Origin of the sequence: Congregibacter sp. (assembly GCF_045107095.1) — a bacterium.
Taxonomy (GTDB): domain Bacteria; phylum Pseudomonadota; class Gammaproteobacteria; order Pseudomonadales; family Halieaceae; genus Congregibacter.
In genome coordinates this window covers 1-20455 of sequence record NZ_JBGCFU010000016.1, presented here as the reverse complement: position 1 = coordinate 20455, position 20455 = coordinate 1, and the positions used below count along the sequence as shown (strand labels likewise).

Genomic DNA, 20455 nt, shown 5'->3' with positions numbered 1-20455 from the left:
AAGCGCGGGCTTATTCCTGCGTTGCTGAAGGGAAGAAAGGCAGGTCAGGTGTCGCCGGTATCTCGAGGGTATCGGGATAGCGAACCCCCGTCAGGTACAAGCCATGCGAGGGTGCAGTGGCTGCCGCCAGGGTGCGGTCCTTCGTCGCTAGCAAGTCCCCCAGCCAGTCGACATTTCGTTCACCTAAGCCGACCAGAAGAGTAGAGCCCACAATGTTGCGCACCATGTGATGGAGAAACGCATTCGCCACCACGCGTATTTGCACCAGGTCACCCCGGCGCCAGGTTTCAGCCGATTCCATAAACCGCATGGCCGTCGTTGACTGGCAGGATGCCGCACGGAAAGCTGAGAAATCCTGCTCCCCCAAGAGAGCTTGCAAACTCCGCTGCATAGAAACTTCGTCGAGAGCCTGGCGCACCCAGAGAATGCGATTCGCCAACAAAGCGGAGGGCGTGGGGCTATTCGAGATCAGATAATCATATTGGCGTGCAACAGCGCTGTGACGGGCGTGAAAATCCTCGCTCACCGCTTTCGCGCCAGCAAGACGAATATCCAGCGGTAGTTGCGCATTTCCACCAAAAACCCAGGCCTTGAGGCTCCGAGCAGCAGGCGCATCGAAATGAAACCATTGCGCCGTAGCATGCACGCCCGTATCTGTGCGACCAGCGCAAAATACTCGCACATTATCGGCAGCTATCTTCGAGAGTGCTGATTCTACTTCGGCCTGGACCGTTCGGACGTTGGAAAGATGAGGCTGAGACTGCCAGCCGCTATACACACTGCCGTCGTACTCAACCCTTAAAGCAATACGCTGCCCTATGGGCAGCGTATTGGTGGGAAACGGCCTGCTCTGATGGTCAGCCAATGCGCGTCAGGAGATCACGCGATTCCTGTTGTTGCTCCTCAGTGCCCTTCTCGATCACTTCCTCGAGGATACCCCGCGCTCCTTCACTATCGCCCATATCAAGATAGGCTCGCGCAAGATCAAGCTTAGTCGCCATCTGGTCGGCATCGTCAGCAATGAGCAGCTCTTCAGTGTCGGCCTCTTCGGCGACCGGTGAGGCACTGTCAGCGCTGGCGTCATCCATAGAGACAAGAGCGTCGGAAAGATCCAGCTCTTCGTCAGCTGCAACCAGATCGAGCTCATCATCCACTGCGCCACCGGGACCGTCTTCTTCAATCTCGAGATGTTCAAATTCAATCGAATCCAGATCAGCTTCTTCCTCGGGCGCTGGCGCTGCCAAAGCGTTCTCAGAGTCCGCGTCTTCAAGACTCAGTTCCAGGGGATCGGGCTCTGTTGTGGTGTCAGCCTCCAGCTCAGGCTCTAGCTCAAGACCATCGGTAAGATCCAGGGCTGGTGCTTCATCCATCGCATCAAGATCAAGACTTGGAGCGGGAGCCGGTGCACTAGGTGCGCCACCCACCAGAGCCTCACCTCTCTCTATCGCTTCAGGGCTTCCATGTTTGCGAAGCTCTTCCAACTGATCAGCAGCACTCGCTTCTTCGCCCATATCAACGTAGAGCTCGATCAATTTAACGCGATAGGCACCGTTGCCCGGATCGCTGCTGATCGCTGTCTCTAGAAGCTCGATGGCCTGAAGATATCGACCATACGCGATGTAGATATCAGCTTCCGCAAGCGCGTCTCCAGCTGCGCCTTCATCGATGTAATCATCATGCTTTCGCTCGCCATAGCCTCGACTACCGCCGCGAGAGTTCGCACCTTCAGCGTCGTCATCCTCGACCTCTGGCTCGGCAGCCAGCGCCGCGTCGAGCTCAGGAGTCGCAACAGCATTTTCAGTAGAGTCCACTGAGTCGGCAGCAACGAATGTTTCTGTCTTGAGACTAACACCTTCAAAGACATCACCTTCTTCTACTTGCTCAGGCTGAGCACGAAGGCCGGAGGACTCATCTTTTTCACCACTGGCGCGGCGACGGAGGAACAACACAACTGCTCCCGCCAGCACCAACAGACCACCCGTAATAGGCAGCCATGGAATACCGCCCGACTGATTTTGCGGCGCAGCGGTCGCTGGCGCAGGCGTCGGAGTAGTCACGGTAGGAGCAGGCGCTGGTGCTGCCGTGGGTGCTGCGGCAGCTGCGGCTGCAGCCTCCCTGGCTTCGCGAAGCGCCTGCTCAAGGGTCGCAATTTGTTCGTCTTTCAGGGATACAATCTGCTCGAGGGTATCCAGGCGAGATGCCATTGCATCTAACTGTGCAGCCAGTTCTGCGGAGCCGGAAGGCTCACCTGCGGGCGCTATGTCTGCGGCTTCGTCGGCGACTGCATCGATACTCGAAGATTCCTGACTGGCGGACTGCCCTGCTGACCTGCCACCAGGATCCGCAGTAGCAAGCATGTCGCCGCTTTGCGGACTAGTCTCAATGGCGCTGTCGGCGGACACGCGCAGTGTAGCCGCGGCCGTTACCCCTGGGGCGCCCTGACCTTCTCTCCACGCCTGGTTTTGGTCGCGCACTTCATCCAATGCACGTGCCAAATCATCAGAGCTTACTTCACCCGCAGCGGGCAGATAAATAATGTATCCAGCCTTGATGCGATTAATATTGCCATTTATGAATGCTTCAGGATTCAGGCGCTGAATCTCCAACATGGCCTGCTGTACCGATATTCCACCCGGCTTACCCTCAGACGCGATCTGCCACAAAGTCTCATCACGCTTAACCATGTAACGATTGCCCGAGCGCGGCACATCGGCTGTTTCGGCTGAAAAAGCACGCTGGGGCATTTCTCCCGCTGGGAGGCTGCTCTCCCGAACGGCCACGCTGTCTCCCCTAGTGCTGGACCCCGTCGTGCTGGCTCGCGGTCGCGACTCCGGTGCCAGCGCGGGCTTTTCCAGATTGGTGTCTTCCTGGATGCGCTCGGAGGCAGAAACAGTGATCACGTCCTGGCGAAAAGCAGGCGGATCCACAAGAACAGTGTATTCGCGCAGAAGTCGCCCGTTTGGCCAGCGCGCCTCAATGATGAGGTCAATAAATGGCTCTAGAACCGCTTCTTCTGTGCTGAGCTTGATGACGCCTCGACCGCTGCGCTCATCAACCTGAATATCGAACTTAATACTGGTGAGAAAGTAGCTTCGCTCGACGCCCAGGCGATCAAAATCATCACCACCCGCGAGACGAATACGTATGTCATCGATGGTGAGTTGTCGTGTATCAAGAAGCTCTACCTCTGCACGCAGAGGCTCATTGAGGAAGGATTGCATCTCGATTTCACCAAGACCCAACGCCAAAGACGGCAATGATGCTGCCGCCCCATACGCGATTACCGCTGCACGAACAGCAGCCCTGACCACCGACTTAGTCACCATCGCCCCGCCTTTTTTCACCCTGAATTGCCATTATGCCCGAAGTGCTCGAGTCACAGGCTCTTTCTTCGACCTTAACTTACTTAACAACAGAAAAGGCTTTTTACACAACAGCTTGCGTCAAATTACCTACAAAATGCTGCAAGTTGGAGAAATGTAGCCTTGCGCGCGCAGGCGCGTCAAGTGCAAGAGGCACCACAGAAGTGCTACGAAGGGGCCCAGGACTTCAATTGAGCAGTTGTTCTCTCACTAGCAATTCAGCGATTTGAACGCTGTTCAGTGCCGCGCCCTTGCGGAGGTTGTCCGACACCACCCAAAGGTTCAAACCCCGATCGTGGGAGATATCCTCGCGAATTCGACTCACGAAAACCGGGTCACTTCCCGCCCCCTCAGTGACAGGCGTTGCATAACCACCGTCCTCTCGCTCATCTAGCACCGTGACGCCAGGCGCGGACTCGAGCAGTGCTCGCGCTTCCGCGGCAGTCAGTTTTTCTCGAGTTTCGATGTGAACCGCTTCAGAATGCCCGTGAAAGACCGGCACGCGAACACAGGTTGGGTTTACCGCAATGCTGTCATCTTCAAAGATTTTCTGAGTCTCCCAGACCATCTTCATCTCTTCCCGGGTGTAGCCGTTCTCCTGAAAAGTATCAATATGCGGCAATGCGTTGAACGCGATCTGACGGGGATACACCTTACTTTCTGCGGGCTGACCGTTCAGCAAACGTGCGGTCTGGCCTGCAAGCTCCTCAATCGCCGACTTACCGGTTCCCGAAACCGCCTGATAGGTAGCCACATTAATACGCGTGATGCCTGCCGCATCGTGCAACGGTTTAAGGGCAACCAACATTTGAATAGTCGAGCAGTTAGGATTGGCAATGATACCGCGGGCATGAAAATCCACGGCTGCATGCGGGTTAACCTCCGGCACAACCAAAGGAACATCCGCATCTCGACGGAAGTGCGAAGTGTTATCAATCACCACGCAGCCGGCCTCGGCAGCGATGGGGGCATACTCTTCTGAGATGCTACCTCCGGCAGAGAACAAGCCGATTTGGACTTTCGAGAAATCAAAGTTCGCAAGGTCCTCTACAGCGCACTGCTTCCCGCGAAAGTTAACTCTCTTGCCAGCAGAACGCTCAGAGGCGAGTAGATACAGTTCCCCTACCGGGAAATCACGCTGCTCCAGTATCTCGATCATGGCTTCTCCCACCGCACCGGTGGCGCCAACTACGGCTACATCGTAGGTTTCACTCATTACTTTCTTATCCGTCCGTCTTCGTTACTTTAGACAGGGCAGCCACCACGGCGTCTCCCATCTGATTCGTTGTGACTACTTCCTCACCTGCACCGGCAATATCCGGCGTTCGCAGCCCCTCATCCAGCACCAGACCTACTGCTGCCTCGATACTGTCCGCCGCTGCGGGGCACCCCAGGGAGTAGCGAAGCATCATGGCCACGGACAGGATAGTCGCTAACGGATTTGCCTTCCCTTGCCCCGCAATATCCGGCGCGGAACCATGACAGGGTTCGTAGATACCCTGACCGCTTTCATTGAGAGACGCCGAGGGCAGCATACCGATGGAGCCTGTGAGCATTGCTGCGGCGTCAGAAAGAATGTCGCCAAACATGTTTCCGGTCACAATGACATCAAACTGCTTGGGCGCACGCACTAACTGCATAGCAGCGTTATCGACATACATATGTTCCAGTTCGATGTCCGGGTAAGACTGCGCGAGCTCCGTAACAACCTCACGCCACAATACCGTCGCTTCCAGTACGTTAGCCTTATCTACAGAGCAGACACGGCCGCCGCGCTTTCCAGCCAGCTCGAAGGCCAGCTTAGCGATACGTCTAATCTCGCTTTCGCTATACACGTAGGTGTTAAAGCCTTCACGCTCGCCGTTTTCAAGTTCGCGAATACCTCGAGGCTGACCAAAGTAAATACCACCGGTGAGCTCGCGAACGATGAGAATGTCCAGGCCAGCAACCAACTCGGGCTTCAGGCTTGATGCATCGACGAGCTGGGGATACATGATCGCGGGACGCAGATTGCCGAACAAGCCAAGTTCGGAGCGAATCCGCAGCAACCCTTTTTCGGGACGTAGATCCCGCTCTACGTTGTCATAAGCTGGGCCACCAACGGCGCCCAACAAAATGGCGTCGGCCGCCCTGGCCTTTTCCAGAGTGCTCGCTGGCAAAGGATAGCCCTCTGCATCATAAGCAGAGCCACCGATCAGAGCGGAATCGGTCTTGATATCGAGATCGTAGAGCTCGCAGATTCTCGCAAGGACTTTCTCGGCCTCGGGTACGATCTCCTGACCAATGTAATCTCCCGGTAGGAGTAGTACGTTCTGACTCATGCTCCAACTCCCGAGCGAAACAACCATGGGGACCGCGCTCGTAAAGCCGTCTCATAGCTGCGAATAGCATCCTCACTTTTTAAAGTGACCCCAATGTCATCCAGGCCTTCGAGCAAACACTGACGACGATAACCCTCGACCGGGAAAGGCCACCGACGATCACCGTTAAGGCGTACCTCCTGCTTTTCAAGATCCACCGTGACGCTAAAGCCTTCGTTGGCGTACAAGTCGGTAAACAGTTCGTCCACTTGCTCCGCTGGCAGCACCACCGGTAATACGCCGTTCTTGAAACAGTTGTTGTAGAAAATATCCGCGAAACTGGGGGCTATCACGCAGCGGAAGCCGTAGTCTTCCAAAGCCCAGGGCGCGTGTTCGCGACTGGATCCGCAACCAAAATTTTCCCGCCCCAAAAGTACCGATGCCCCCGCGTAACGGGGAAAGTTCAACGGAAAGTCTGGATTCAAGGGACGCTGACTACAATCCTGCCCGGGCTCTCCTTCGTCGAGATAACGCAACTCATCGAACAGGTTGGGCCCAAAGCCACTGCGTTTGATCGACTTCAAAAACTGCTTAGGGATGATCAGATCGGTATCCACATTGGCCCGATCCATGGGCGCCACCAGCCCTTCATGTACGGTAAAAGCCTTCATAACTGCGCTCCCTGCTCACCCTGGGTGAAGTCACGAACATCCACAAAGTGACCCGCGATTGCCGCCGCGGCAGCCATTCCCGGACTCACGAGATGCGTGCGGCCCCCAAATCCCTGACGACCTTCAAAGTTTCTGTTGGATGTAGAAGCACAGTGCTCGCCTTTACCTAACTTGTCCGCGTTCATTGCCAAGCACATGGAACAACCCGGCTCCCGCCACTCCAGCCCTGCATCGAGAAAAATCTGATCCAGCCCTTCTGCCTCGGCTTGCGCCTTTACCTCTCCTGAACCCGGAACAACCATCGCTTGCTTCACCGAGGCAGCCTTTTGTCTTCCTCGAACAACAGCAGCTGCTTCACGCAAATCTTCAATACGCGAATTGGTGCAAGATCCTATGAACACACGGTCCGCCGGTATTGAGGTGATAGGCACTCCCCCATCCAAACCCATGTAGCTCAAGGCGCGAACCGTTGCCTCTCGTTGGGAAGGGCTATCCATGTTCGCGGGATCGGGTACTTCGGCAGTCACCGGTGCAACCATCTCCGGAGACGTGCCCCAGGTAACCTGAGGAGCCACTGTCGCCGCATCTAAGTGAATCTCCCGATCGAAGATCGCATCCCCATCGCTGTGGAGATCGCTCCAGGCTTGTACAGCGAGGTCCCAGGCATCGCCATTGGGAGCCATGGGGCGACCACGAACATAATCCAAAGTCACCGCATCCACCGCGATCATTCCCATTCGCGCACCGGCCTCGATGGACATGTTGCACAATGTCATGCGCCCTTCCATGCTGAGCGCCTCTACAGCTTCGCCGGCAAACTCAATCGCGAAACCGGTACCTCCCGCCGTGCCAATCTCGCCAATGATAGCCAGCGCCAGATCTTTTGCCGTCACACCCAGGGCAAGCTTTCCGTCTACGCGGATACGCAGGTTCTTCATTTTTTGCTGAATCAGGCACTGCGTAGCTAAAACGTGCTCGACTTCGGATGTGCCGATACCATGCGCTAGCGCTCCTAGCGCGCCATGCGTACTGGTGTGGGAGTCGCCACACACCACGGTCATACCCGGGAGGGTTGCGCCCATCTCAGGCCCCACGACATGAACGATGCCCTGCCGACGATCATTAATAGGGATTTCTTCAATGCCGAAATGTTCGCAGTTGTCGTCAAGGGTTTGCACCTGTAGGCGAGACGTAGAATCGAGAATACCGGCCACGCCCCCTGCCCGCTCTGCCGAATCTGTCGGCACGTTGTGGTCAGGCACCGCCAGGTTGGCATCGAGACGCCAAGGCTGCCGCCCGGCAAGACGTAGACCCTCAAAAGCCTGAGGCGAAGTCACTTCATGAATGAGATGCCGATCAATGTAGATTAGCGCAGAGCCGTCCTCGCGCTCTTCCACCAAATGAAGATCCCACAGTTTGTCGTACAAGGTTTTACCCGGCATAGCAGCGTGCTCGATTGCGAAAAAACGCCGCCATCCTAGGCTTGCATTAGAAATAACTCAAATCTATTATTTTTATACAGTCAATAACTTTTGGTTATTTATGGATATCGCAAATCTCCGCGCCTTCGCCGCCGTTGCTCACGGCGAATCATTCTCTGCCGCTGCAGAACAGTTGCACCTCACACAGCCAGCCGTCAGCAAGCGCATTGCGGTGTTAGAAGCGGAGCTGAACGCGCCTCTGTTCGATCGGCTGGGGCGACGCATCGAGCTCACGGAAGCGGGTCGAGCGCTGCTGCGCCATATTCCCGAGGTGGAGCAAAGCCTGCGCCAGGCGGAGCAGGCTGTGCGGGATATCAATGGAGAAGTTTCCGGTCCTCTGCGCATTGCCACCAGTCATCACATCGGCTTACACCGCTTACCACCAGTGCTATCCGCTTTTCAGCGCCTTTACCCCTCTGTCCAGTTGGCAATAGAGTTTCTGGACTCAGAGCAGGCCTATGAGCGCCTCAGGGTGGGAGACATCGAACTCGCTGTAGTCACCCTCGCGCCCGGCGACGTGTCACAGCTGCAAAGCGAAGTGGTATGGACTGACGAGCTATCGGTCATGGTTGCGAGAGAGCACGAGCTCGCTAACCGTCGGCGGGTTGTCATAGCGGAATTGGTGGAATACCCAGCGGTCCTTCCCGGTTTAGATACGTTTACCGGACAAATCGTACACGGGCACTTTGATGCTGCAGGCGCCCCTCTTCAACTGCGGATGGCCACCAACTACCTGGAAACACTGCGGATGATGGCCGTAGTCGGTTTGGGCTGGACGGTACTTCCCAAGAGCATGGCCGGGCCAGATCTGCGGACACTCCGCGTAGACGACACGCGGCTTCACCGAACTCTGGGTCTCGTTCGTCATCAGGAAAGAAGCCTGTCCCGTAGCGCCTCCGCATTCCTAACGCTCCTCCGTGAGTCCGGAGAGAAAAGCCCGCAGTAGCTGCAGGTCTAGCGCCGGAAAATTAGCGACGTTTAAGGCGCGTCGTCTCCCAGGAGAAACTTAGCTTGCTCAGTATTATCGTTTGTCACGACCAGCCCGCCGTGATCAGGGCAGTAAAAGGTTCCGCTGTACCTGAGAATGGCTTTGTCACCATCGAAAATAGCACCGCTGCAGAAGCCAAATCGACGTTTGGCCTGAACGTGATCTGAGCGAGTTTCAAGCCAGTGCCCCAAACGCCCCGGTGCCATGAAGTCAAAGCTTAGATTGATAGTAGGTGACGCCGCCGGCTTCTCTCGCAGTACACGGATGCTGTTCGCTGCTGCTATGTCCGCGAGGGTCATAAGCGCGCCCCCGTGGACGATGCCCATCGGATTAAGGTGTTTTTCTTCGACCAGCATGCCAAAGCTCACTTCCTTATCGACAATTCTCCGGTAAAAAGGCCGAAGGCTGTCGGCAAAGCCCATACCATCCGGCACCAGAACAAAGCCTTCAGGTACTAATGCAGAAGTACTCTCCTGATCATCCATCGTCATGCAACTACCATCCCGTATTCATAAAAAATATCTGCGGATTAAAAAATCCCCATATCCAGGCCCGCTGCAAATCCGGCGCCAAACTCTCTCGCTTTGTGAAGCGCCACCCGGTCCGGCAGGCCACGGATTATCAGCGGCTCCAGGGCCTCTGTAAAAGGAACGCCACGGAGGATTCGCTGAGCTTCGGCAACTGCCCCTCGCCCATCGTTACCCGCGGAAACCAACAACGCGTAAGGCAAACTACAACGGTGCTCAATCAGGGGATAAAACGTTCTGTCGAGTAAGTCCTTCATGCCACCAGCAAGGCGACCCGAATTTTCTGCACACACCAGCAAAACGCCAGTGCTCGCGACTATTTCCGGTGCGCCTACGTCTACGGAGCGAGAAAAACGTGCCTCGGGGCAGTGTTCTAACGCCCCTTCCATACTCGCCGCAGCCAATTTCGCAGAGGCGCCACTTTGACTGTGATAAACCACCAACATGTCAACTAATTTTTATTCCTCAAAACCCCACCGAGATGTGGATAAAGCAGTGCGCAAAAAAAATGCAAGAGCATCCGAGTTATTCACAAGCAAATATTGATTTTCTTCTTCTAAAACAAAGCATTCTTATATTTCTATATTTTTCAATGGTTTATAAAACACTAATAACATCAATTATTGATTTATGCGGCGCTATCACATTGTCAGATTTTTTTGCAAGCGCTGTGGATAACTTTATTTTTTCTCGCCGGGTAACGCCTCTCAAGGCGTCTCATGACGGAATTCCCAGCACTGATGTGGCACCGGATGTCGCTGGAAATCGGGATCCAAAGTACGCTTGGTTATGTCCTTCACAGCGAAGCGCTCACTCACATCTGCATCCAGGCGAAACTTGCGGCGGTTATTGGAAAAATACAGAACTCCAGTGGGAGCCAGGCGCTTCATCGCAAGACCCAAAAGGCCACCGTGATCCCGCTGCACGTCAAAACTACCGGGCACCTTTCGAGAGTTCGAAAACGACGGAGGATCTAGCAAAATTAAGTCAAAAAGATCATCACCCTCGCGCAACCATTGCATGACATCAGCGCGTTCTAGGTGATTTCGGGTCTCAGCGAGCCCGTTATGCGCCAGATTTTGCCCCAGCCAGCTCAGATAACTATTTGATAAATCGACGCTCACGGTTTCGCGCGCGCCCGCAAGCGCGGCATGAATCGTCGCCGAGCCCGTGTAGCAGTAAAGGTTAAGAAACCGCAGCCCTTTTGCCTCTGCCGCGATACGCAAACGCAGCGGGCGATGATCGAGAAACAAACCCGTATCCAAATAGTCATGGAGATTGACGAGGAGTTTTGCATTCCCCTCACGCACCGAGAGCATCTCACCCGCGTCACCGCGTACCTGATACTGGGACTTACCTCGCTGGCGCTCGCGCTGCTTATAGACGATCTTGTTCGCCGCTGTACCGGTAGCCTCCGGCAAGCTCTGGCGGATATCTGCGAGACGCTGCGCCGCGGCTTCTTCACTAATTTGTACCGGCGCCTTGTACTCGGCGACATGCAGATGCTCCCCGTAGCGATCAATGGCGACGGCATATTCCGGAATATCCGCGTCATAGAGGCGATAGCATTCGTTGCCACTGCGCTTAAGCCAGGATGCTAATTTGCGCTGATTCTTGCGCACACGATTGGCAAACATTTCTGCGCCAGGACTAAGGACCAGATCTGCGTTCTCTTCTGTTACCACTGGAGCTTCCTGATCCGCGGTGCCAGCATGCCCATCAGTGAGTCTGTTTCCCTCGAGGTCGATAAGCAGTAGCGTCACCGGCAGGCGGCCATTGAACAGCTGGTACTGACGATGGCTGCGCAGCCCCAATGAGCGCCCATGTTCCCGGTCACCTGCGAGGATAGCGGCCTGCCAACCCTTAAACTCGCGATTAAGCAGCTCGCCGAGATGCCGATAGAGCTGGGGCAGGCTATCTTTGCGCCCAATCCGTTCACCATACGGTGGATTGGTGATAAGCAAACCCTTAGGGAGTGCTATATGCGTTGGTTTGCGCACTTCTCCAAGGGCTTTGACACTCACCCGGACCCACTTTGCAAGACCCGCGGCGCTTATGTTTTCTTCGGCACGCCTGATCACCTTGGGATCGGCATCGTAACCGCGAATCTCCGGCAATCCCTGAGCGAGACCACGCTCTGCCCTACCCCTTGCCTCACTCTGAATCGCCAGCCATTGCTCATCGTCGTGTCCCGACCACGCCATGAACCCAAAGCTTGACCTGCCTAGAGCCGGCGCCTGATCCGCGGCTATCTGTGCGCCCTCCAGAAGCAGTGTGGCCGAGCCACACATAGGGTCCACAAGAGCCGCACCTTCTTTCGCAAGACGCGGCCAGTCAGCTCTCAACAACAGAGCTGCCGCCAGATTTTCTTTTAGCGGCGCATCCCCGGCCGCACGGCGGTAACCACGACGATGGAGGCTCTCGCCCACCATATCCAGAGCCACATCTATCCGGTCACGATGTAAGCGAACGACGATCTGTAGATCAGGGGCTTCCAGGCTGATCTTCGGAGGCGTTAGGCTAGCGGCACGATACACATCTACGATGGCATCCTTGCTTCGCTGCGCGCCAAAACGTGTGTTTCGAATTTCGCTGTTGGTGCCATGAAAAGTAACCGCTACGCTTCGCTCCTCTTTCAATAACTCAGGCCAAGGCAAACCACACAACGTTTCATACAGAGCATCCGCATTGCCGGCAGCTCCATCACCAACAGGCATCAGTACGCGTGTAGCCGTGCGAGACCACAAACAAGCCCGGTACATAACGGCCCGCGTACCGACAAAACTAACGCCGGCCTGCTGTTCTCGAAGATCCGTAGCCCCTAGCGATTCAAGCTCTTTTGCCAAAATCGGCGGCAACGCACGGGGGCAAGTAGCCAGCCATGCTTGGGGGGTATCAGCGATCACTGTTACGAGGCTTCACTTTGCGCACCACGGGTTTTGCTGCGGACGGAGTTTTTGTTTTTGCCCTGGATCTCGTTCCAACGGGCTTGTTGGCTGGGGTGGCGCTCGAAGCCGCGACGGGCGCCTTTTTTTGAGCTTTAGCTCGAGGGCGAGGTTTTGCTTTTTGCTTGGGGGCCGCAGCCTTGGTCTTATTAGCTTTTGCACTCCCCATACTTTCGCTGGCGTTCGCTGTTGCTTCCCGCTCCATGACGTCCACTACCAACTGCGTAGAAGAATCCATGTACTCGATGAAGCGCTGATAGCCCTCGTCGCTTAGATCTCTAAGAAAATCGTGTTGGCGATAGAGGTTAACAAAGCGACGCTCCCGCTCGAAGTTTCGCGGCAATGCCATGACTCCCCACTGCTCAAGGGTCGCCTCCAACTGCGGGTTGTAACTGCGCAAAAATTTGATCAGAAAAGGAACGGGGTCATGACGCGCGAGGAGCGAAGCGGTCCGCAGCATCAGCTCCAAAGGCAGTATGGACTCGCCTCGCTCGACGCCTTCGAGCACGGCTTCATCACCCAGATCCAGACGATCCGAGAGTTCGGAAATGGTCAGGCCGGCCATTTCACGAGCATCACGCAGGAAGCGCCCTGCTTCCGCCATCGCCTCCAAACGCTCTGGGGACGCGCCATTGAGAAGCAGGTCACGCACCCATGAGTCTCCAAACATGGCGCTCATGGTCGCTACGTCGACAGCGAGGTCCAGCGTGCCGCCGGCTACCTTTCCAGCTCGTTTAAGAAGCGTATCGACAAGGGATGAGCGACTGCTATCAGTTCCCGCGGCAGGATCATCGCCACCGGCACGAAAATATTTGTCTCTAGGATTGTTTTTCACGGTGAGAGCATAACGCAGGTGCCGGGCAGGCCCTAGCGACCGGGTGGAAGCTGGCCTCCAGTCTCAAGAGCATTAATGCGTGTGAGTATTTGCCGCCACTGCGAATATCGATCCTGAACGCTGCCGCTTAAACGGAACACGCCATCGTCGACCTCGAGTACCGTTTCCAGTGACTCGCCAGAAAAACCCTTCACGATCTCACGCAAATCCTCTTCCTGAATCTTCACTTTTCGATAGCTCGCGTATACCTGCTGCATGGCCGCGTAAGACCCCCGACGGGCGCTGGATTTCCGCTCCGACGCGGTGCTTCGATAGTCGTCACCAAAACGCTGCAGCTGATAGTTGTATTCTCTCCATAGGGCATAACTATCTTCTACGTCGCCCCGTAAATCGGTGTACTGTTCATCCACAGCGTCGATAAACAAATCATCCTGACGCCGCACTCGAGATAGCCTCAGGAGCATGGGATCGCCGTCTGCAGGAAAACTGATCAGGGAGTAGTTACCCTCATCTGTACGTCCCACAAAGCGATCGAAAGTCGCTGGTGACAAACCCGCGGCGAAACGCATAAGTGCCAATCGCTGCAGGGTCAGCCTTCGCTCTTCGTTGAGGGTGCCAGCTATTGCCAATAGATCGTTGCTTATCGCCCGATAGATGTCACCGAAAGGCTCTCTTCCCGCTGCCACGGGGTAGTCGCCGTCAACGGCCTCGTCACGATAAATTTTATCCAGGAGCAAACTGCCATCGGCCCCACGCGCCCGAAGCTGTAACTCGAGCACCTCGCCATCGGCCCTCAGGATTTCACCTTCGATTAGCATGGGCATGAACACGTCGCTGGAGTGAACTACGCGCACTGCGCCCCAGGCACCGCTATCCTCCAAAAAGGTCGACAGTGTTACCGGTATCAAAAGCGATTCCGCTTTGCGTACGGTGGGAAACACACGTCCACTTTGCTGGCGATTGTCGAGCCCCTGATCGAACACCGCGATACCCACGTCCAGAGGTAGGGCGGCCGAACTCGCCGTCTGTAAACGCACAGTTCCCACTGGCGGCGCCAGGGGCTCAGGCTCCGGCGGCGCTTCTGGCACACCTCGATTGTTGCTGCAGCCCTGCAAAAAAAGCAGCATCAAAAGCGCAATGACCCACGAGCGAATCATTACTGGGATTCCGTGGTGCATACACGGCCTCGGGTTAAGGTCTCGGTACAGCGATAACCGTTGCTACCGGGAACGAATCGCCGGTAGACCCGACGGATAGAGAAAGGTTCGGAGACCCCGCGAGAAAACAGGCTAGTGACAATGGCTAGCGTTTGCCCGGACTCGGCTACGGACAAGCGATGCACGATATCAAGGCCATCAGGAAGACGTATCTGAAACACGAGTTGTTGCCCATCCCAGAAGCAGCGTTCGCTACCCAAACCGTAGTCGACTTGCACTGGCGCATCTGGTCCATAGTCGCAACTCAGGGAAAAATTGCCTTCCCGCTCAACTCGGATTGCCACACGACTCTGTTCGATATCCAGCAACTGAGATTCGGTGATCATTTCGGCCATTCGCGCCATTCCCACTACTCTCTCCTGAGAGGATGTTGGTGGCGTGCCCACAGTGTTACGGCCGCGCTCATTGGTGTTTCGAGCCGCCTGAGCACGGAGACCGCGCATGGTCGAATTAAACTGTGCCTGAAGATTATCGCTCCGCGCGTAGTCAAGCTCCCAGTTCCCGGACATATCTACGGGATCTGACGCAACCTCCTGCACAACGGGCTGATCCGCACAGCCGACGACAGCTGCGCCAAGGAGCAGCGCCAGAAATTGCAGAAGAATAATGCGGCAGGCGCGAAACATCGTAAGACGAAACATGAATATCCGGAGTATTAAGGCTAGTGACTCGCGCTCAATGCGAGATAACGGATGCTGACACAGGGACTCGTTATCAACAAGGGCAACGGTGCCAGCTGTCTTTGACAAAGGTATACTCCCGCCGCGCTGGAAATACCCAGACGCAGCAATAGCACGCCATTTTGAGCATCGGGAGTTACAGAGTGACACAAAGTTTTTTTCCACCACAACGCACACTTATGGGCCCTGGCCCCTCAGATGTAGCCCCTCGCGTGCTCGCGTCCCTTGCCCGCCCAACCATTGGACATCTGGATCCTCTGTTCGTTGCGCTGATGGATGAAATCAAAGAGCTGCTTCAGTATGCCTTTCAGACAAGTAACGAACTCACACTCCCCATATCTGCGCCGGGTTCGGCTGGCATGGAAGCATGCTTCGTGAACCTTCTATCCCCCGGCGACACCGCTATCGTTTGTCAGAACGGCGTTTTTGGCGGTCGCATGCGTGAAAACGTTGAGCGCTGCGGTGCTACAGCGATCATGGTTGAGGACGATTGGGGGAAGCCGGTAGACCCTCAAAAAGTCGAAGCGGCCCTCAAGAAGCATCCTGAAGCCTCCGTGCTGGCTTTTGTGCACGCGGAAACCTCCACGGGAACCCGCAGTGATGGCGCCACTCTGTGTAAGCTCGGTCACGCGCATGACACCCTCGTCATAATGGACACCGTTACCTCGCTTGGAGGCATCGAGCTCAAAGTGGATGACTGGGGCGCAGACGCTGTCTACTCCGGTTCGCAAAAGTGTCTTTCCTGCGTGCCGGGCATTTCACCCGTGACATTCAGCCCTCGAGCTGTGGAACGCATTCAAGCTCGGAGCCATAAAGTGCAAAGCTGGTTCCTGGATATGCAACTTGTCATGGGCTATTGGGGTGGAGACAGCAAACGCGCTTACCACCACACTGCGCCGGTCAACGCCTTATATGCCCTCCACGAGACCCTGGTTATTCTGAAAGAAGAAGGCCTCGCGAACGCCATCAGCCGTCATAGCAAAAACCACCGGGCACTTGTGGCCGGGTTGGAGGCCATGGGGCTCAAAATGGCTGTGGATGAAGCCTGGCGCCTGCCGCAGCTAAACTCTGTTTGCATTCCCGAGGGTGTTAACGATGCACAGGTCCGCAGTCGGCTGCTGCGCGACTTCGACCTGGAGATTGGCGCGGGGCTCGGCGCTCTGGCAGGCAAGACCTGGAGAATCGGTCTTATGGGCCATGCGAGCCGTGAGCGAAACGTTATCCTTTGTCTCAATGCTTTGGAAACCGCGCTCAAAGCTGAGAAATTTACTCTTGAGAGCGGCGCCGCAGTGCAGGCAGCGACAGACTTTTACCAGTCGATGTAAACCAACCGAATTTCGAGAGCGCGTCCTAAAGCGGGCGTCCCCGGATCATCGTCCACAGCCGTGGGAAGGTACCGGGGCCGCGCTCACGACTCACCACGTAGTCGACATGCTTACTGTCCTGTGCTTCCGGGTTCAGCTGAATACTCCATAGGGATCGAATTTCATTGGGGAGTAATGAGTAGCGAACATCCATAATGCGATCGGGAAAACGCGGGTCCGCGGCAAGATAGCCCATGCTAAACCAGCGGAAACGGTCTACATCACGCGCCTGTAGCGAGCCCTGCTCAAGCCAGGGAAAGTCTCGAGTAAGATCAAGAACAGGAACAGTGGAACCGGTATACACCACCGGCTCAGCGCCCAGTCGAACGGCATCGACATAGTAACTGCCCGCCTCCTGATAAATCGTTTTCCACAATAATAGATTCGCAAAACTCGGTTTCGCCTCCACTACTGCAGGAGCATGTCCTCGACTATCAGCAAGACGTCGCCCCTGGTCCTCTGCGGCATCTCTGGCGATCACACCCATTGAGAGGTAAGCAACAACCCAAAACATACCCAGCACCGCTGGCCAGCGCCGACGTCGTACACGGGAAGCTACAACAAGAATGATCAGCGGTAGAGTCAACAAGGGATCAATAATAGACACGTTGTTCCAGGCGAAGCGCTGATCGGAAAAAGGCCAAAACAGCAAGGTGCCGTAGCTGGTACAGGCATCAAGAAGCGCATGAGTGGCATAGCCCAGACCAGAGAACACGTAGATGTCGCGCAGGGACCATCCAAGGCGCCGTCCCAGAGCGCCCCACAGAGCCAAGGCAACGATGGCGGCTCCCACGGGGATAAAAATTAGAGAGTGGGTAAACTGACGGTGGTACTCCAGGAAGAGTAATGGGTCGTCCGCCGAGCGAATCAGCACATCGAGATCCGGCGCCATACCTCCGGCAATACCGCAGAGCATCGCCAGCCCCATACGCTCACTGCGGGCCAGCGATTGCGGCAAAGCCGCCCCCAAAGTGCCCTGCGTTACGGGATCCACGAAACACTCGCGAACGCTGCTCTAAACAGGGACTCGATGATCACTGGTATTCCTTATTCAACATCAAATCGATAATAAAGATCGAAAGAGCTTTCCAACCGGCTCACCACTTCCAACCACAATCTTGAGCGGAGGTATAAACGGGCGGTCAGCGCGTTCACCGGCTCGTAAATACCCACACCGTAGCTCAGATAAAGACGCTCGCCCACATAGGCGCTGATAGTCGCTGCCATATCATCATCACTCCCCTCAGCGCCCAGCGCTACGCCCGACAAGCCCGGGATAGAGTTTAGCGATTCCAATGCACCCGATTGGTTAATGGCTGAGGCGCCCAAAGATAGCGCCATTGCCGTGCCGTCCACAGGCGCTCCCGCATCGGGTCCCCGACCTCTCAAAAGATACGACAGGGTATCTCGTTCTGAACGAACGGGGTCAGAGAAGATCTCAAAAACCGGCTCCTCCAAACTACCACGGACGTGAAACCCCACCCGCAAGTCCTCTGCGCGTATGCGTCTCTCGGCGCTAAGGTTTAACGCGGGGTTTACCGGGTCTCCCACAAAACCCACACTGCCCTCAGTCAACCGCAGCACCTGTCCGTAGGCGCGTAGCTCGCCACCGAGCACTTGCAAGTCACCGTACAGCGATGGCGGCGTGTCCGACTGCAGATTAACGCTCATATCGCCGGATAAGGTCGCTTCGATCTCTTTAGAGCGCAGAGTAAAACCCGGCTCAATGAGCGCTCTAAGATCAAGGGCTACTTCAAAGCGACGGGGTGGTGACTGAGGCAAATCAAGACGATGAAAATCGCTGGACACCTCAACAGCTTCATCAGCCGGGCCTGAATGTGCAAAGACCCCTTTGTGTACCGTGACCTGCCCGCCGATTGTGACGCTATCTCGTGTGAGTAGAAGACTGAGATCCGGAGATACCGTTGCCTCAACCCCCATAGACGGGAGCCGAAACTCGTTCCTTGCGCCTTCAAGGTCCGCGACTAAAGTGTCTTCATCGCAGCAAACACCGCTTAGCGACAGCGGCGCTCCGCCGAGCTTACCTTGAGCGTCTACGGTGAAGCCTTCGCCGATAGCATTAAGTACTAGCCGGACTTCCGAAAGAACAGTATCGATATCTGGGTGCCGTGCAGCAGCGCCATCAAGAACAACTTGGCCAAACAGCTGGGGACTTTCCCGCGAGCCTTCGACGGTCAAGTCAGCCTCGATATTGCCGCTGCGCAGGGTCCACTCCGGAAGAAGGTCGTCCAGGGAGGCAAGGTCCAATCCATCGGCCTTGAGCGTACCCGCAAGGCCCCTACCCGATTCGTTCACATCAAGATGGAGCCCGCCAACGCGTTGGGAGCGCAGATCCAGCGTCAGACTCTTGTTGTCACCTTTGATTTGACCAGAGGCTCTAGCTTGCTCCCACTGAATAGCCGTAGCGGTTCCATCGTAAAGAAAAGGGTCGATAGACAGAACATCGAAGTCCACATCAAAGGCAGCGTCTTCAAGCTCACCATCCAGCCAAGCAACGTTTACCGTTCCGGCTCCTTTGGCCTGCAGGGAAAACGGCTTTTGAGACACCGCGCCCTGGAGTTCTTCATTGATTTGCACTGCCAGCCCGAGCATGCCGCTTTGTCCCAGAGAGACGCTATCAGCACAGGCCGTATTTACTCTCCACTGCAGACAAAATCTTTCTACGCCAATCGCAGCAGCTTCAGCGTTCCAACTGCCTTGCACAAGCTCATTAGAGAGAATGGCTTCGTCGCGAAGATAAGCCACAAACGGCGCTAGACTAAAATCGGCTCCGGTTGCGGTTTTTTCCACGACCAGGTTCAGGTCTCCCCTCAAATCCCCTTCCGCTGTCAGCCCAAGCTCCGTGGAGTCTCCGGGGGTTATTCTGGCCTGTAGAGCCGATACCGTGAATTCTCCGGCAGGCAGGCCCTCCGGTAAATCGACGATCGCGGGTGCTCCCACAGTATCCGAACGCCGATAAGAAAAAGCTAAAGCATCCCGAGAACCCGCTACCTTCCCCGTGGGTAGCATAGGGACTTCGCTCGCCCGAACATTTCCGCCCAAAGACCACTGGACATCGCCCTGCTCCAGCTCAAGCCCCTCGGTGGCGAGTGTGTAGCTACCGAGAATATCCGCAACGGCAAAAGTGAAATTTACGGCCCCGGTAACAACCGTTTTAGGTTGGCCTGGCTCAAGGGGCACAGGCAGATGATCCACCTCGATCTGAAGTTCCGGCGTCAAGGACGCCAAAGACCCAAGGAGCCCAGAAACTTGAAGCATAGGCTCCACTGGATTTCCAAAAACGCCCTCTCGCAGCTCCCATACTTCTGCGACTTGCTGAAGATCCACACTCAGCCATTGGGGCGCGTCAGCAATTCCAGATACCTGCTGCCTGAGAAGTACATTCAGATTGTGCGAATCCGTGACCTGCAATTCGAAAGCGAGAGGCCCGCTCATGGTGATCGCAGGATACGCAGCTAACTGCGGTGCGAGGTTCAGCAAGCCATCCAGAGAGCCAAGCACTGCCACCGACTGAGAGGAGACGCGATCAATATCGACCGCCAGTGCCATGGAGTCATCGGAGGCGCGAACGGTACCGTCGAGAGAGTTCAGGTCGCCGCTTAGGTTTAGGGCATAGCTATCGCTGAGATCCGCTGGCCATGACGTCAGCTCCGCAGTGTCGACAACAAGGTCCAGCACTAACTCCCAGGCACCGTCGATGCTCAGGGAGCCGCCGCCGTTCCACCCCAGCAGGCGGTGAACGCCAGACAGCTGTGTGAGCAAAGCCCTCTGACTATCGAGTTCCCCAGACAGCTCAAGGGCGGTGAAACGCTCAGCAAAGCCTGGCTCTTCAGTGCCACCATTCTCGCTACGCCCGCCAGCGCCACTTAGGAGCAACTCATCGACACTAAGAACCTCAATGTCCAAGGACACCGGAAGCCAGGGCAAAGGGGCCGCCAAAGGAGGCGAGTCGTCATCGGCTGGGCTAGCAAGATCAACAGACAACGTCTCCACTTCTGCCTCCCGGATGCACAAGGTACTGCGAAGCACGCACGCCCAGTTAACGCGGAGATCGGCGTTTTCCA

Annotated in this window: 16 protein-coding genes; 2 read left to right on the top strand and 14 right to left on the bottom strand. The window is 55.9% G+C overall.

What is annotated here, in order from left to right; all coding sequences use genetic code 11:
• Positions 1–10: 10 nt before the first annotated feature.
• From truA to leuC, 6 genes are all read right to left on the bottom strand, one after another.
• Positions 11–865 (bottom strand): tRNA pseudouridine(38-40) synthase TruA, encoded by an 855-nt coding sequence (truA, locus tag AB8B76_RS03610; RefSeq protein WP_405270363.1) that lies wholly within the window; start codon positions 863–865, stop codon positions 11–13.
• Complete coding sequence (locus AB8B76_RS03605; RefSeq protein ID WP_405270361.1) at positions 858–3326, bottom strand: FimV/HubP family polar landmark protein; 2469 nt, start codon at positions 3324–3326, stop codon at positions 858–860. Before AB8B76_RS03605 ends, truA begins: the two co-directional genes overlap by 8 nt.
• Before the next feature lie 223 nt (positions 3327–3549).
• A complete protein-coding gene (locus tag AB8B76_RS03600; RefSeq protein WP_405270359.1) occupies positions 3550–4578 on the bottom strand; it encodes an aspartate-semialdehyde dehydrogenase in 1029 nt (342 codons plus the stop codon).
• A 7-nt stretch (positions 4579–4585) separates the two neighbouring features.
• Complete coding sequence (gene leuB, locus AB8B76_RS03595) at positions 4586–5683, bottom strand: 3-isopropylmalate dehydrogenase (protein ID WP_405270357.1); 1098 nt, start codon at positions 5681–5683, stop codon at positions 4586–4588.
• Positions 5680–6333 (bottom strand): 3-isopropylmalate dehydratase small subunit, encoded by a 654-nt coding sequence (leuD, locus tag AB8B76_RS03590; RefSeq protein WP_405270355.1) that lies wholly within the window; start codon positions 6331–6333, stop codon positions 5680–5682. The genes leuB and leuD overlap by 4 nt, the downstream gene beginning before the upstream one ends.
• Positions 6330–7775: a 3-isopropylmalate dehydratase large subunit gene (leuC, locus tag AB8B76_RS03585; protein WP_405270353.1), complete on the bottom strand. Its 1446-nt coding sequence runs from the start codon at positions 7773–7775 to the stop codon at positions 6330–6332. The genes leuD and leuC overlap by 4 nt, the downstream gene beginning before the upstream one ends.
• A gap of 100 nt (positions 7776–7875) precedes the next feature.
• Between leuC and AB8B76_RS03580 the strand changes: the two genes are divergently transcribed.
• Positions 7876–8760: a LysR family transcriptional regulator gene (locus AB8B76_RS03580; protein ID WP_405270352.1), complete on the top strand. Its 885-nt coding sequence runs from the start codon at positions 7876–7878 to the stop codon at positions 8758–8760.
• Between the two features lie 32 nt (positions 8761–8792).
• Here the strand turns inward: AB8B76_RS03580 and AB8B76_RS03575 are convergent, their stop codons facing one another.
• The 6 genes from AB8B76_RS03575 to AB8B76_RS03550 form a co-directional block, all read right to left on the bottom strand.
• Entirely contained in the window at positions 8793–9293 is a 501-nt protein-coding gene (locus AB8B76_RS03575; protein ID WP_405270350.1) for a PaaI family thioesterase, read from the bottom strand.
• A gap of 38 nt (positions 9294–9331) precedes the next feature.
• Positions 9332–9718, bottom strand: a complete 387-nt coding sequence (locus AB8B76_RS03570; protein WP_405270348.1) for a flavodoxin — start codon at positions 9716–9718, stop codon at positions 9332–9334.
• Between the two features lie 318 nt (positions 9719–10036).
• Positions 10037–12235, bottom strand: coding sequence for a bifunctional 23S rRNA (guanine(2069)-N(7))-methyltransferase RlmK/23S rRNA (guanine(2445)-N(2))-methyltransferase RlmL (gene rlmKL, locus AB8B76_RS03565; RefSeq protein WP_405270346.1), 2199 nt, complete (start codon positions 12233–12235; stop codon positions 10037–10039).
• Positions 12225–13109, bottom strand: a complete 885-nt coding sequence (locus AB8B76_RS03560; protein ID WP_405270344.1) for a helix-turn-helix domain-containing protein — start codon at positions 13107–13109, stop codon at positions 12225–12227. The genes rlmKL and AB8B76_RS03560 overlap by 11 nt, the downstream gene beginning before the upstream one ends.
• 32 nt (positions 13110–13141) lie before the next feature.
• On the bottom strand, positions 13142–14266 hold the full coding sequence (locus AB8B76_RS03555) for a hypothetical protein (RefSeq protein WP_405270342.1): 1125 nt from the start codon (positions 14264–14266) through the stop codon (positions 13142–13144).
• On the bottom strand, positions 14266–15075 hold the full coding sequence (locus tag AB8B76_RS03550; RefSeq protein WP_405270340.1) for a hypothetical protein: 810 nt from the start codon (positions 15073–15075) through the stop codon (positions 14266–14268). Before AB8B76_RS03550 ends, AB8B76_RS03555 begins: the two co-directional genes overlap by 1 nt.
• A 110-nt stretch (positions 15076–15185) precedes the next feature.
• On the opposite strand from AB8B76_RS03550, the gene AB8B76_RS03545 reads away from it, so the two are divergent.
• The gene (locus AB8B76_RS03545) at positions 15186–16331 is read left to right on the top strand and encodes a pyridoxal-phosphate-dependent aminotransferase family protein (RefSeq protein ID WP_405270409.1); all 1146 of its coding nucleotides are present in this window, start codon (positions 15186–15188) and stop codon (positions 16329–16331) included.
• A gap of 25 nt (positions 16332–16356) precedes the next feature.
• Here the strand turns inward: AB8B76_RS03545 and AB8B76_RS03540 are convergent, their stop codons facing one another.
• Together AB8B76_RS03540 and AB8B76_RS03535 are read right to left on the bottom strand one after the other, a co-directional pair.
• Positions 16357–17364: a metal-dependent hydrolase gene (locus AB8B76_RS03540; protein WP_405270339.1), complete on the bottom strand. Its 1008-nt coding sequence runs from the start codon at positions 17362–17364 to the stop codon at positions 16357–16359.
• Between the two features lie 53 nt (positions 17365–17417).
• Positions 17418–20455: translocation/assembly module TamB domain-containing protein (locus AB8B76_RS03535; protein ID WP_405270338.1), on the bottom strand; the 3038-nt coding region annotated here is incomplete at its 5' end.